14 protein-coding genes are annotated in these 12,653 nt (G+C 48.5%); 9 read left to right on the top strand and 5 right to left on the bottom strand.

Features of this window, described 5'->3' with window-relative positions:
- Window positions 1–11 precede the first annotated feature (11 nt).
- Both ACODJP_RS05385 and istA read right to left on the bottom strand, forming a co-directional pair.
- Complete coding sequence (locus ACODJP_RS05385) at window positions 12–824, bottom strand: ATP-binding protein (protein WP_422479275.1); 813 nt, start codon at window positions 822–824, stop codon at window positions 12–14.
- On the bottom strand, window positions 817–2,058 hold the full coding sequence (gene istA, locus ACODJP_RS05380; RefSeq protein WP_422479273.1) for an IS21 family transposase: 1,242 nt from the start codon (window positions 2,056–2,058) through the stop codon (window positions 817–819). Before istA ends, ACODJP_RS05385 begins: the two co-directional genes overlap by 8 nt.
- Window positions 2,059–2,144: 86 nt before the next feature.
- Between istA and ACODJP_RS05375 the strand changes: the two genes are divergently transcribed.
- From ACODJP_RS05375 to ACODJP_RS05355, 5 genes are all read left to right on the top strand, one after another.
- Entirely contained in the window at window positions 2,145–2,768 is a 624-nt protein-coding gene (locus ACODJP_RS05375; RefSeq protein ID WP_422479271.1) for a helix-turn-helix domain-containing protein, read from the top strand.
- 126 nt (window positions 2,769–2,894) lie between these two features.
- On the top strand, window positions 2,895–3,494 hold the full coding sequence (locus ACODJP_RS05370; RefSeq protein ID WP_422479269.1) for a helix-turn-helix transcriptional regulator: 600 nt from the start codon (window positions 2,895–2,897) through the stop codon (window positions 3,492–3,494).
- A gap of 97 nt (window positions 3,495–3,591) precedes the next feature.
- On the top strand, window positions 3,592–3,825 hold the full coding sequence (locus tag ACODJP_RS05365) for a single-stranded DNA-binding protein (RefSeq protein ID WP_013605969.1): 234 nt from the start codon (window positions 3,592–3,594) through the stop codon (window positions 3,823–3,825).
- A gap of 106 nt (window positions 3,826–3,931) precedes the next feature.
- Window positions 3,932–5,140 (top strand): nucleotide sugar dehydrogenase, encoded by a 1,209-nt coding sequence (locus ACODJP_RS05360; protein ID WP_422479266.1) that lies wholly within the window; start codon window positions 3,932–3,934, stop codon window positions 5,138–5,140.
- Window positions 5,141–5,142: 2 nt separating this feature from the next.
- Window positions 5,143–6,153: an NAD-dependent epimerase gene (locus tag ACODJP_RS05355; RefSeq protein WP_422479264.1), complete on the top strand. Its 1,011-nt coding sequence runs from the start codon at window positions 5,143–5,145 to the stop codon at window positions 6,151–6,153.
- Window positions 6,154–6,201: 48 nt separating this feature from the next.
- Here ACODJP_RS05355 and ACODJP_RS05350 read toward each other — a convergent pair whose 3' ends face one another.
- Window positions 6,202–7,770, bottom strand: coding sequence for an IS1096 element passenger TnpR family protein (locus ACODJP_RS05350; RefSeq protein WP_422479262.1), 1,569 nt, complete (start codon window positions 7,768–7,770; stop codon window positions 6,202–6,204).
- A 338-nt stretch (window positions 7,771–8,108) separates the two neighbouring features.
- Here ACODJP_RS05350 and ACODJP_RS05345 point away from each other — a divergent pair, with 338 nt between their 5' ends.
- A complete protein-coding gene (locus ACODJP_RS05345) occupies window positions 8,109–8,294 on the top strand; it encodes a Fic family protein (RefSeq protein ID WP_422479260.1) in 186 nt (61 codons plus the stop codon).
- Window positions 8,295–8,356: 62 nt separating this feature from the next.
- On the opposite strand, the gene ACODJP_RS05340 is transcribed toward ACODJP_RS05345, so the two are convergent.
- Window positions 8,357–8,680: a type II toxin-antitoxin system RelE/ParE family toxin gene (locus ACODJP_RS05340; RefSeq protein WP_422479258.1), complete on the bottom strand. Its 324-nt coding sequence runs from the start codon at window positions 8,678–8,680 to the stop codon at window positions 8,357–8,359.
- Complete coding sequence (locus ACODJP_RS05335) at window positions 8,680–8,943, bottom strand: type II toxin-antitoxin system prevent-host-death family antitoxin (RefSeq protein WP_422479256.1); 264 nt, start codon at window positions 8,941–8,943, stop codon at window positions 8,680–8,682. The genes ACODJP_RS05340 and ACODJP_RS05335 overlap by 1 nt, the downstream gene beginning before the upstream one ends.
- 181 nt (window positions 8,944–9,124) lie before the next feature.
- Between ACODJP_RS05335 and ACODJP_RS05330 the strand changes: the two genes are divergently transcribed.
- From ACODJP_RS05330 to ACODJP_RS05320, 3 genes are all read left to right on the top strand, one after another.
- Entirely contained in the window at window positions 9,125–9,526 is a 402-nt protein-coding gene (locus ACODJP_RS05330) for a hypothetical protein (RefSeq protein ID WP_422479254.1), read from the top strand.
- Window positions 9,527–10,618: 1,092 nt separating this feature from the next.
- Window positions 10,619–11,239: a type IV toxin-antitoxin system AbiEi family antitoxin domain-containing protein gene (locus tag ACODJP_RS05325; RefSeq protein ID WP_422479252.1), complete on the top strand. Its 621-nt coding sequence runs from the start codon at window positions 10,619–10,621 to the stop codon at window positions 11,237–11,239.
- The gene (locus ACODJP_RS05320; protein WP_422479250.1) at window positions 11,236–12,093 is read left to right on the top strand and encodes a nucleotidyl transferase AbiEii/AbiGii toxin family protein; all 858 of its coding nucleotides are present in this window, start codon (window positions 11,236–11,238) and stop codon (window positions 12,091–12,093) included. Before ACODJP_RS05325 ends, ACODJP_RS05320 begins: the two co-directional genes overlap by 4 nt.
- Window positions 12,094–12,653 lie beyond the last annotated feature (560 nt).

Below are 12,653 nucleotides of genomic sequence, written 5' to 3'. Positions count from 1 at the left end.
TGGGTTGTCGGTTACCGGGTAGCCTCGGAAGCTGAAGAAGTGTTTTCTGCCTCATCAGTTCTGGGAGCCTTCTCGTCGATGGACAGCAGGGTCCCGCGACCGTACAGGATGTTGATGATCTGCAGCACCTTGAAGTCGTCACCGATCAAATGGCGCGGCCAATCTTCAAGATGCTGATGGGTCGTGACAAAAGTGGCGCGGATCTTCTTTTTGGTCTTCGGGCTGAGATGATCGTCGATCCTGGTTCTGAGCAACACATAGAGGCTGTCAAGCAGATCAGCATCATGGATGTTCATGCAGGCGAAATCGTCGATGATCAAACACTCCACCTTGGTGAGTATCCTATACAGGGTGTTGCTGGAGGGAAGTCTCCCATGGGTCTGCAGCACCTCCATAAGATGATGGAAATCAATGAATCGCGCCGATTTTCCCTCCCTACACAATCGGTCGCCCAATCCGATGGCGACCTTCTCCTTACCGCAATCGGGAGGACCGTAGAGAACGAGATTCGGTTTCCTGTTCCTGTCGGTGAGACAATCGAGTGTCATGAACGTATCATACACCCCCTTGTCCGTCTTTGACAGACAGGATGCATCAAAATCGGAGAGGGTGGGGTGATCGGGATACCCGGGAAGAAACGCCTCCTCCAGAAGCTTGTTGACGTTGTCATTTTCCTTGGCTGCAACCGCACCGATGATGGAATTGGCAATCTCCTCCCGAAGCTCGGGATGCGATTCAAAGAGGTTTACAAGAATACCTCCAAGATAGCGATTGTTGAATGAGGCGATATCCTGCAGTACCTGCTTGGTGAATGGGTCACGCATAGATCAGCTTCCAGTCAACCGATATTTTCTGCGGCAGGTTGCCGCCAAGCCATTGGGAGATGTTGGAATGGATATGCTTGGAGCGTTTCTGTTTGATCTTTCCTGAATGCCTGCTGTGGCAATACTGATGCCGGACATGAACGGGCAAATCGCGCTTACCCAGGATGACCAGTTTGCCGTCGAAGTAGCCGAAGATGGTGTCCTCAAGGTCGATTATCTTGCCCTCGATTCCGGCAAAGCGCATATCTACATTGAATACCCTGCCACGGAAGGCAACGCATCCATCCTTGGAGACCTTGGCCGTGGTATCCTCCAGATAGGGAATCCGGGGAAGTGGATTCAGGTTCTCCGAACCAAGGCGATCATACGGAATTTCCATGGTGGTCATGTGCTCCTGGTGGTTTACTTCATCACACCACTGTATGGCCTGCTCATTCAGATCGATCAGCGAGTGTCCTGTCTTCTTGGGAAGCATGGGCATGAAGCCTTCTTTAAAATATTTCACGACTCGCTCGACTTTGCCTTTTTGTTGAGGTCTCCTTATCCTGCAAAGAGTTATGTCAAATCCTACATGGTCTGCGAAGGCTGTGAACTCGGGAATCAGCATCCGTTCGAGCGAGTTGCCACCCTTGGTGGTAAGACAGCGATTCACGATCTGGGGCATGTTGTCAAAGAGCACTTCCTTGGTGCTGCCGCCGTAATACGTGAAGGCGTTTTCGATGCATCTGATCAAGGTCATCGTGGTCATCTCGGTTACGAATTCCACATACCGCATTCGTGAATAGCCGAGGATCATGAAGAAAGCGTAAATAGGGCGTTCAATACCATCGATGGTTGCCGAGAACCCTTTGAACGAAGCCCAGTCAGCCTGGGCTTGCTGGCCGGGGGATGTTTCATACCGGATGGCTGCCATGTCCAGATCGTATTTGATTTTTCTCACGGCTTTGGTAACCGTCGACAATGACAGACAGGCACCGAGTCTTATGAGAAGCTGGAATATGGATGTGGCCTGCATATCTCCGCGCTGGAGTTGTTCCTTGATGAAAGTCTGGTACGGGGTGATCAACAGATTTCCCGGCGTGGAAGTCCTGCGGTAAATATCCCGATCCTCGCACCTGCTGAGCACATTCGTGATCGTATCTGGGTGTACGTGGTATTTTTCGGCAAGTGCCTGTTTGGTGAACAGTCCGGTTTGATAGTCGCTACGGATGAGCGGTGCGTCTGATGTGATCAAGGTTGGCTCCTATTCCAAATCACATTATTGAAAAATATGATTTGTGTAACATATCAAGATTATTATTCAGAAGGATTCTGCTGTCAATGGATATCGACCCTGAAGCAAAAACAAGTGAAGAAGCCCATACGGATATTCTGGAAAAAGATATCGGGAAGGCTATCACAATATTGCGTAAAAGCTATCAACTTTCCATTTCAGCTTTCTCCATGAGCACAGGGTATTCCAGGGTCCATATCAGCGAGGTGGAATCAGGCAAGAGAAAAGCAACCGATGAATTGATAAGCGTCATACGGAATGTTTTTCATCTTGATTCTAATTGGCCTTTCTCTGAGGAACGGCCCGGTGACCCAGATGGTAACAAACTTCATCGGAAATTCAGTGAACAAGAAGAACTGAGCAGCATCAAGGCCGTTGCAGAGAGGTTGGTGGACTTGAGAAAGGAACTGCATATCAACCAGAAGGATTTCGCAAAGCTGACAGGAATTTCAGTGGCTATCATCGAGGATGTTGTGTATGGCCGTAGGAAGTTGACCTTGAGGATGGCTCAGCGAATAGAGGACGCCTGCGGTATCGGTACTGAATGGTTGTTGCATGGGGATGAGGACGCGAAGTATCTTCCGTGTGGACAAAGAATGACCAGTTTCTTGAAAAAACATCCAGAAGCCAGAAAGCTTGTGTGGGAGATGATGGAGGAAAAAGGGTTTTGACACATCTCCTTCCGTTTGAAGATTGGGTGTGTGGGATCAAGGATAGCTCCTTCGTCAGCAGTGGTTTTGAATCAATGCTTTACTATTTTGGCGTTTCAAAGTATATTTTTATGGAGATTTAGGCATTTGTCAATCAAAAAGAGGGTTGAAAACAAGGAGATAGAACACTCACTGGACAATACGGTCTGCGAGACGATTGTGCTGTTGAGAAACAGGCTTCAACTTTCTAAAGCCGATTTTGCAAAAAGGATCGGCTACTCACTTGCCCATTTGCGTAGGGTTGAAAAGGGAGAAAGCCTTCCGACAATGGAAATGATTGAATCCATTATCAAGGAGTTTCAACTGAATCCTACATGGCCGTTTCTTGATGAGGGAGAGGATCTTTTTACAGGAACATCCAGGCTGCAGGCTGATGAGGTTTCATCATCTGCCGGTAGCAGGTTGGTACAATGGCGTAAGGGAAAAGGAATCCAGCAAAAGGAACTGGCGGCTATAGCGGGAATTTCTCTTCCCAACCTGGTGGAAGTTGAATTCGGACGCAGAAGGATGACGACTCGATTTGCAAAGAAGATCGAGGACGCATGCGCTATAAGTGCATCTTGGTTGCTGTATGGAGATGAGCAATCGAAGGAGAATCCCTGTGGGGACAAGATGATTGAATTTCTCAGAAAGACACCAGAAGCCAGAAAGATTGTGTGGGAGATGATGGAGCGCGAAGACGATTGACGCGCATTCTTTTTTGGCCTATAATATCAATATTCTGAACATTTATAATAACAATATTAATAATAAGAACAAAAATAGAAATGGAGGAAATTTGCTTATGGACGACCTGAATTCCTTGTTGAAAACCGCAATCGATGAGACCTCGCATGTACGGGAAGGGGAGACCTTCCTGGTGAAGGATCTGTTCAAGGGATACGAGTGGAACCGTATTCCCAAGGGAGACCGACTCATGCTGGGTTCGATGTTCCTCAGCTATATCGGCACACATGACTGCAAGGTTACCGTTGCCGACAAAGGAGCTTCGGGCCAGCAGCGGTATCAGAAGCATTGATTAGGGGATTACACGTTGGGATGGTGTGGATCTGGTGATTTGAATCGCGAAACTTACAAATGTGTAGTACAATTATGCAGTATCAAACGTATTGCAGGAGTCTTCCATGAAAATAGCTGTCGCAGGAACAGGATATGTCGGCTTGTCCAATTCGGTGTTGCTGAGCCAACATCACGAGGTGGTAGCCGTTGACCTTATACAAGCCAAGGTCGATATGATCAACAAGCGTGTGTCACCCATAGTAGACGCCGAGATCAGCGAATACCTCGCGCATCATGATCTGAAATTGAAGGCGACCACCGATGGGGATAGTGCCTATCGGGATGCCGATTATGTGATCATCAGCACACCGACCAATTATGATCCAGATAGGAACTTCTTCGACACTTCCTCGGTGGAAGCGGTGATCCAGCAAGTGATGGCGGTAAACCCATCATCCATCATGGTGATCAAGTCCACAGTTCCCGTCGGATTCACAGCCGAGGTGAGAGAAAAATATGGATCACAGAACATCCTTTTCAGCCCCGAGTTCCTTCGTGAGGGGCAGGCGTTGAAGGATAACCTGTATCCTTCGCGCATCATCGTCGGCTGTCCCTTGGACGATGCTCGGTTGCAGGATGCTGCACAAACATTCGCCTCCCTGCTAGCAGAAGGAGCGATAAAGAAGGACGTGCCCATACTGATCATGAAACTCACCGAGGCTGAAGCGGTCAAGCTGTTTGCGAACACCTATCTGGCCTTGCGCGTCTCCTTCTTCAATGAGCTTGACACCTACGCAGAGGTCAGGGGCTTGGACACCAAATCGATCATAGATGGGATCGGGCTGGACCCTCGCATCGGGACCCACTACAACAACCCGTCTTTCGGCTATGGCGGCTATTGTCTTCCCAAGGACACCAAGCAGCTGTTGGCCAATTATGAGTATGTTCCCCAGAACATCATGACCGCGATCGTTGATGCAAACAGGACCCGAAAGGACTTCATCGCAGATAGGATCCTGCAGAAGGCGGGCTTCAAGTGGAACAATGCCTCCAGCATCGTGGTTGGCATCTACCGCCTCACCATGAAGGCGGGGTCTGATAACTTCCGTCAATCCTCGATCCAAGGCGTGATGAAGCGTATCAAAGCGAAGGGTATCAAGGTGGTGGTCTATGAACCCACATTCACCGAGGACGAATTCTTCGGCAGCAAGGTCTACAAGGAGCTGGAAGGATTCAAGCAAGTATGCAATGTCATCGTCGCCAACCGGTATGCCTCAGAGCTTGAGGACGTCTGGGACAAGGTCTACACACGCGACCTGTATGAGAGGGATTGAGCATGGGATTGAATAACAAACATACACTCCAAAGCGGTACCATCGTATTGGTCACCGGGGCCGCGGGCTTCATCGGATTCCATGTCTCCCAGGCACTTCTCGAGAGAGGTTGCATCGTCATCGGCTATGACAACTGCAATGATTATTACGATGTGTCGCTCAAGGAGGGCAGGCTGGGAGTACTCTCTGCCTATCCCAAGTTCACCTTCATCAAGGGAGACCTCGCGGACAAGGAGGCTCTGGATGGTGTCTTTACCACATATGCTCCAACGATCGTCTTGCACCTTGCTGCCCAGGCGGGAGTACGCTATTCCATCGACAATCCCTATGCATACCTGCAATCCAACCTCGCAGGATTCTTAAACATCCTCGAGGCCTGTCGGAACTTCAAGACCGAGCATCTGGTTTATGCATCGTCATCTTCGGTGTATGGCATGAACGAGAAGGTTCCATTCAGCACCTCCGACAATGTCGACTCTCCGGTGTCGCTCTATGCCGCCACCAAGAAGAGCAACGAGCTCATGGCGCATTGCTATACCCATCTCTATGGATTCCCGAGCACTGGCCTTCGGTTCTTCACCGTCTACGGTCCCTGGGGCAGACCCGATATGGCATACTTCTCATTCACCAACAGAATCGTGAAAGGAGAACCGATCAAGATCTTCAACAACGGGGACATGTGGCGGGACTTCACCTACATCGACGATGTGGTCGCGGGTATTATCAACATCCTCCCTAATCCACCGGTGCCGAACGAGCATGGTGATCGGTACAAGGTCTACAACATCGGCAACAACAAGCCCGAGCAGATCATGGACTATTTCGCAGCATTGGAGAAGGCTTTGGGAATGACTGCCAAGAAGGAATTCCTTCCCATGCAGCCCGGTGATGTCTACCAGACCTATGCCGATGTTGACGACCTCATGAGGGATTTTGATTTCAAGCCTACCACACCGATTGAAGTGGGACTACAGAAGTTCGTGGATTGGTACCGCACCTATTACGAGGTGTGAGTATCATCGGCGCAAGGTGACCGAGAAGTGGCGTCTCTTGCAAGGTGATCAAATCATTTGCTTAGGACTCACATCCCGGCCGGTCCAACCTTGGCCCCGTGCCCACTCTCTCATCTCCATCGCTTCATCCCTATCGCCTTCATGGATCGTGCGGAGCATGTCGATATACCCATGAACATTTCCACAGTCATCGAGCACATGCAGCCCATCTTTAGCGATGCAGATCGGTTTGAGATCGGCAATGACCTTCGCTGCTGTCTCATCATCCACCGTCTGACTGTCTTTACCAAATTCCCTCACGAGCGTGATATCCACCTCCCACCCATCACCATAGTCGTAACTATAGAGAAGCTCTGTGGCGATCGGCATGATGTGCTTCGGTTCATACTTCTTTTGCAGTTTTACCATCTGCCCGAAAGCATGGGAATATGCAGATTCATCACGATGACCTTTCTCTTGTCTAGCATCAGAAACAACAGTGTCACGATAGTGCTTGTACAATCCTACAGCGCTTGTATCTTCTGACAGGGCACTAGCCTTAGCCTGCTCGATGTCCATGGGATCCCGTGAAAGAATCTCGTTCAAACGGAGACTTTCCTTCAATGCATCGGGCATCCCGTCATCGAAGACGATTGCATCCAAGAGTTCCTGCAATGAGGCATCCTCGAATCGTACCTGTCTGGGCTTCACTTTCTCTCTGAATCGGAACGGATGCACAGTGAGCATGGGAATTCGTTGTGCCAAATTATGTATCTCGGCTTGGTTCTCTATCCAGTACTCACTGAAACCGCCATATTTGTACTGCTTCAGATACTTTGAACGCATCCATGACCTAGGGCTTTTGGACTCATCATAGTCGTCATCCCAGAATGCATCACCAAAGGTGCTGTTCGGGAACTGCAGGTAATAGCCGAACACCGGCGCGATGTTCATGAACTTTCCCGCGGTGAGTGTTTGGAACAACGGCTCTGGCAGCTGGAAATTATGCAGATGGCTGTTCGTCCACCCAAAGGCCACGTTGATGAGGAAATGCAGCTGATGCAGAGCCAAGGAGGAGGGGACGATGATATCCCGGGAAATGGATTTTGCCACGCCGCCATATTTCGCGAGGATCTTTGCTTCATTGGCAGACAAGGACTCAAGATGACTGTCACGCAACTCCAGATGCAACTGCATGGCATAGGGGGCCTTCTTCTCTATAAGTGCTGTAGTCTCTGGATCAGCCGGCAACCCATCTGGTTTCTGCTGTTCGCGGGATCGACTCTTTTGCGCGTACGAACGATTTCGCGTACGATACTTCTCGCTACGCATCGCCGTGTCTGTCTTCTGTGGTTCATCATACAGCCCTTTCTCGTAGGGCAGATAGTTCTGAACCATCACTATGCTGATCTGCAATGTCTCGGCAATCTCTGCTGAGGATTTCCCCTGATCAGATAATTCACGGATCTGCTGAGATCTTGGACTCGACCACAAGCCCATGGTGATCAGGATTTTTCTCACCTTCGTAGTTGAGATTTCTGCCTGCAAGGCGGTTTCACTGATGGATCCTGTCTTCTTGTAGACACTCGCCACTTTTTCGACGGTCTCTGCTTTAGGTGTTTCTCCATGCTTCGCCATTTCCCATTCCTCCTTTCTTCGTACTGTAGGTATAGCACAGCGGTAATGTCGTGTCAATAAAAACAATGTCGTGGCAATAATATTATTTCTGTACCATAGGATTTCACTGGCGATATGAAAGTTGAAAGGCAGCGATACGTATGGACGCGTAGGCACCATGCAAGATAACGCGCAAGTCACCCGCCTCACAAGTTGCCCCACAAGTTGCCCCACAAGTTACCCCACAAGATACCCCACAAGATACCCCACAAGATACCCCCCAAGTTACCCCCCAAGTTACCCCCCAAGTTACCCCCCAAGTTACCCCCCAAGTTACCCCCCAAGTTAGTATTGAAGAAATGATTCTTCAGTACTGTTCCATTCCACGAACAAAGAGAGAAATTGTTGAGCATTTTGAATATAGCGATATTAAGTATTTTTCTAAGGGTTTTCTGAAACCACTCCTTGAATCGGGGAGATTGCAGATGACTTTTCCTGATAAACCAAGCAGACCCAATCAAAAATATGTAGCTGCTGAAGCGTAGCTTTCTGGCTTTATTGGGACGGTCAATGAAAAAAGGTCGTACTGTTGCAATTAATGTGTTGCTTACGGTGAGAGCCCACCCAACAGCTGTATCCAATCTCGCCTGGCATACAACATCCTGATGACCGTGATTGTCCTTGCATCCTCATTGACGGTGTAGAACAGCATATAGTTCTTTACTTTCATATGCCGTATTCCACGATGCGCGATAAACTCGTCGTGAGAAAGAGGGAAAAGATACGGATTCTCTGCGAGAACTGCAGTTTCCTTTTCAATGTCATCCAGAAGTTTCTCTGCAGCGAATGGAGCCTTGAGCATATCGGCGATGTAGGTGACGGCACAAACCAGATCTTCCTTCGCCAGCGATGTCCACTGTACTTCGTACATCACTTTTTCAGAGATTTCCGGATATCGGCGATCACCTCGTTCGCCGGTTCGACCTGAGCAGCATCCCGGGCCTTCAATCCTTCGTCAAGGAGGTTGTACAGTTCCTTTTTACCGGTGAGCATCTCATAGGTTTCAATGCTCATCACTGCCAGGTCACCCTGTCCGTTTTTTGTGATGAACACCGGCTCGGGGTATTGGTGACAGAATTCGGATATCTCGTGGTATTTGTTTCTCAGATCAGCACTGGGACGAATGGTTGGCATATGCGGAACCTCCATATATCGTTATCATATCGCTTTCATGATATGGATGCAAGCATTCGCTGCATTGTACAGAGGGCGCTGTGCATCAGTACAGCATATACAGATTGTAACGAAAGGGTTGCAGAATCCATCAATTTGGTATAGGAACTACCTCTGAGCGTGCAATGGAAGTTTAACCCACATGCTTTACTACAACCAGAAGAAGGGGAGTGTAAGACTCATGGTAACACCTACACCCAAGAAACGCAAAACCACAGCAATCATCGACGAATCCCGCATGGATCAGATCAAGGCTTTCGTGCAAGGTGCCGTCTATTGCTATTGCAATGTCGCAGGCCAGGGATCGAAGTTCTCGGCGCGAGACCTGTTCGGTGCATATGACAGCCTATGGAGTGCCACCCCATTGAAGGCATTGCATCAATGGCATACGGATAACGATGCTGACGACCCGGCAGGGATGGCGGGAAAGGACCTTGGATGGATCCTGCTCGATGTGCTTGATAGTGATGTCCGCCAGTTCCGTAAGAGCAAGGAAGTCGTCAATGTCTATGAATGGCTGCCCTCCGAGGAAGTAGGAGTCTGATCAGATCAGGGTGGAAGCCCCCCAGGTTGAGGTCAATTTTCTTACCAAGACCATCATGGGGGACTTTTACTTGAAATTGAGTACCACTCAATACACGCTTCAGATCGCCCTTCTCATCATATCAGGCGGGACACCCCTGCACCCGGAACAGACCGTTGTTAGCGGGTGTCCCCATACTGTCCCAAGAGGCAACTCATGCCAACACAATATATAAGCGAGGCTTTGGGACAGTGGGACAAGAACTCATATAACAAGAGTTTTATTGATGGAAGAGGGGTGGATGCAACACGAGCACCCGTATACACGCGTATACGTATATAGGGCGTAGTGTCCAGTCCGTCCAGCTGTCCCAGCAGCGGGTGAACACAACTGGCGTTCACAACACAACTTTTCCCCTTATATTCAAAATCGATTTCCCTTAGACGGAAGAACCGGCCTGTAGGCGCATACCCGCGTTAGCATATATAAGGGAAAAGTTGTTCAGTTGTGTCACTTGTGATCACAAGGGGATGATGTCGTAACCGTCGATTGGCCTGGGGGAGACACTTTAGCGCAAAATTGAGCGAAAGTATCGCCTTCATGGGTTTCTCATCGTGAAGATCTTTGAAGAGCTGAACGGACCCAGTTCGTATCATCCTCTTTGCCGGTGGCCGAAGAGGTTCTTGGGAACCAGCGGTTCTCTCGGGATCAACACGTCAATTGTTCCCGAGTTCCCACCAAAGCAATGGGTTACATACGCGGTAACAAGCAGCGTCTCATTGCCAAGTTAACAATTGCGGAGGATGTGTTCTTATGTTCCTGAAATATCATGTGTCATCAATACCAATACTATATGGAGAGAAGACCAGCGTGGCATGCCCGTATATGCATATTCACGCGTATAGGGGTTTTTCGGCTCTTGGGTACAGTTTTCGGAACAACAAGAGTTTTGAAAAGCTGGTCCTATCAGCGTGAACGCTCCAGACTCAGGCGCGGAGACTCCAACGACGTCATCGCAATCCTTGCCATCATCTTGTATGATTTGGGGAAGATGCGAAAATATCTTACAGAAATGATTGTACATGCATGCTAAAATGATGTAATGTATATAGCATGAAAGTACAAAAAGAGTTGGTGAAAGCCGATGATGATGAGAAGATTCTCCATATGGCCGAAACACACCAGGGGATGATCACGAGTACCCAGGTTACGGAGGCTGGTATTCCAAGACGGTGTCTCTCCTCCATGGTTCACAATGGATTGCTTGTCCGAGTCGAGCGGGGTGTATATACCCTCCCGGAAACTTGGGAGGATGAGTTGTTTATTCTTCAATGGAGGTTCTCGAGGGGAATCTTTTCCCATGAGACTGCACTGTATCTTCATGCCATGACCGATCGAACTCCATCACGATATACCATGACGTTTCCCTTCGGATACAATCCTGGCAATGTTCTCAAACGAGGTGTGGTAGCCAAAGTGGCCAACGAAGAAACGTATCCGTTGGGAATCATGACGCTAGCCTCACCAAGTGGGAACTCTCTCAAGGTATACAATATAGAACGTACCCTCTGTGATATGGTCAGGACCCGTCACAAGGCCGATATCCAGGTGGTGAACCAGGCGATGAGGATGTATGCCGGTTCACGGGAGAAGGACATTGGGCGCCTCATGGATTATGCGCAAAGGCTTCGGGTGAAGCCGAAGATCCTCACGTATATGGAGATTCTGCTATGATTACCAACAATCCCATGCAATTGAAAGCACGGATCAAGAACCTTGCAGCCGAAAAGCACCTGCCAGCCCAAATCGTTCTGCAAAATTATCTGATGGAACGCTTGTTGGAACGACTGTCCCTTTCCGGCTACAGGGAGAATTTCATCATCAAGGGAGGATTCCTGATTGCAGTCATGGTCGGGCTCGAATCACGATCAACCATGGATCTTGATGCAACCATAAAGGGCTTCAAACTGAATCATGAATCTATCAGAACCGTACTTGAACATGTCTGCGCCATACAAGTGGATGATGATGTGACATTCTCAGTCAATCGAGTTGCCGATATTCGGGAAACCGATGATTATCCTGGTATCCGTGTCAGTCTAATTGCCAGCTATCCACCTTTACGGGTTCCCCTTTCAGTTGATGTGACGACAGGCGACAAGATTACACCACGCGAAATCGAGTATTCATTTCCGCTGTTGTTTGATGATCGTACCATTTCGATGATGGCATACAATCTGGAGACCATATTAGCTGAGAAGTTGGAAACGATACTTTCCAGGAACATTGCCAACACCAGACCAAGAGATTTCTATGATGTATACCTTCTGTATTCCTTACGATGGGGAGACTGTGATCTGTCGCTTCTGAGATCTGCTTTAGAGAGGACAGCCGCCAAGAGGGGAAGCATTTCACTTATGACTGATTATCAAACCATTATGACCAATATACGAGAAAACCCTCGTATGCATGATTTCTGGGCGAACTATCAGAAAGCATTCGACTATGCAAAAGAAATTGGTTTTGAGCAAACCTGTGATACCGTGTTGATTATCATGCAAGCTTTGAAGTTTGAATATTCCCGCTAAATACCTTTGTACGGACTGAAAGGAACAAGAATCAGCTCGTTCCAAGCTTGTTCCAGAACTCGTTCCACGAGAAATCGACGAAATTCCACCCTGGAATGCAGATTTTCAAGATTTTGGAACAATGGAATAAGAATATACCAAAAAGACTTTTATGAGGAGAGCAGAGAGAAAAGGAAGGACGGATACGCCTATACGCACGCGTATAATATATAGGGATTCCTTGTTCTGCTTGTTCCTTCGTTCCATGATGGGACGGGTTGCTCCTTGATTTTGGGAATTTCTCAAAATCGACTTGCATCCGCGCGGGAGGTGACGGTCGTGACAGTCTTATCCAGGACTTCGCATTAAGGGGATTTTCAGAAAAAAGTACCTATAGGAGGTTTTAGGAATAGAGTTTCACGACCGTCACCCGATGAAGGATATCTGCTTAAAATCAAGGTGCCTTTTCATGAAGCAACTGCCGCAGTGATATTTCTGGAATCGACCTGCTCTGACCTTGCACATTGCCAAAGTGTGCAGGTCGAGAAGGTCATAGAGAGAACTTCGCTTTAAGGGGGATT

This window comes from Pleomorphochaeta sp. DL1XJH-081, from assembly GCF_049310885.1.
GTDB lineage: Bacteria > Spirochaetota > Spirochaetia > Sphaerochaetales > Sphaerochaetaceae > CAYZJV01.
The sequence above is the reverse complement of the archived record's forward strand: the minus strand, read 5'-3'. Positions and strand labels throughout refer to the sequence as shown.